The organism is Hungatella sp. SL.1.14 (assembly GCF_024460495.1).
GTDB classification, from domain to species: Bacteria; Bacillota; Clostridia; order Lachnospirales; family Lachnospiraceae; genus Hungatella; species Hungatella hathewayi.
Map to the genome: position 1 here is coordinate 1 of NZ_JANFYJ010000080.1, position 1,283 is coordinate 1,283.

The window sequence follows — 1,283 nt, forward strand, 5'->3', positions numbered from 1 at the left end:
TTGAATGGAGGCGTTATTTAGTGAAGTTAAAGACGAATTACAAAGATGCATTATTCGACGGAGCCCGAAAGTACCGGATTACGGCAAATGCAGATGGAACATCGGGAATTGCGGATGAGACGGTGTATACCCAGGAAGGTGATCTGTTTGGAGCCAACGACATAAATGCAACAAATGAAGCCGTGAATAAACTGGGAAACCGCCGGATATTAAAGCTTACGGCCGCGGGCTGGAGCGGTTCTTACCCGTTCACTCAGACAGTAGACGCTGCGGGGATCACCGTGGCTGATGATATCAAGGTGATTGGAGTTTACGTTCCGGCGAACGCCACATTAGAACAGGTGAAAGCCTGGAATAAGGCGGCAGGGTACCTGATGTGTAATCCGGATGGGGTGGCAGATGGGAAAATAACCTTTAAGGCATATAAGAAGCCGGCAGTAGATTTTCAGATTTTGACAGAAGGAGCGTGAGACAATGGGAAAAGTAATACCAATGTTGGGTGGTGGCGGGAACGCGGATAGTGATGAACTTACCGCTTGCAGGCAGCATGTGTTAGAAAATTATACGGCCATTACACATGATACAGATGGAGAACCCGGCACTGGAACGATGCCTAATCTAACAGCTGGATCGACGGTAAATCATGCTACAGGTAACGCTACTAAAGTAATTGTAGGAGATGAGGCTTTTATTTCTACAAATACCGATGGAGTCACGCGGGCAGAAATACGTTATAATAATAAACCAGGATACATTGAAGGGAATACGTTATTAGGCGTAGAACAATCCAAAATGGCTAATGCAATCGGACTTAATTCTCTCAAAATAAGTGCCGGAAATACTGTTCTTGGTGTCCAGGGAGATGCGTGGACAGTATGGACTGGAGACGCTAGCGCTGAATCAGGCCACGTATTGCCTGGTAAGACCTATTGGCGTAACGGTGTCAAAATGACAGGAAATATGGCGATTCAGAATGCAGATGTATCAGGAAGTGATAGAGCCTATGCAACGAATGTAAGTGCGTGGGGCGGCGTGATATGTTTGGGGGTACGCAATGGGCATTATCTGAACGGCGTCAATTGGATCCAGGCGGATATCGCAGGCTTACAGGCCGCAAATATTCGCGAAGGTATAAACATAGGCGGATTAACGGGTACATTAAAAGATATGTCGGTGAACCATGTCCCTTTTGATGGTGCGTCCTTTTCCGGAGTCCTGGCGAAGGGCGCTGAAATATGTAATTGGTATAACAATAACGTGCTTAGAAATCCTGTAGAAATAAC

General features: G+C 46.3%; 1 protein-coding gene and 1 pseudogene. Both read left to right on the forward strand.

The genetic code is table 11. The features are described from left to right. The coding region (locus NE473_RS29975; RefSeq protein WP_256265537.1) for a hypothetical protein at positions 1-470 on the forward strand (470 nt) is incomplete at its 5' end. A 4-nt stretch (positions 471-474) separates the two neighbouring features. After that, a pseudogene (locus NE473_RS29980) lies at positions 475-1,283 on the forward strand (hypothetical protein); the annotation flags it as partial.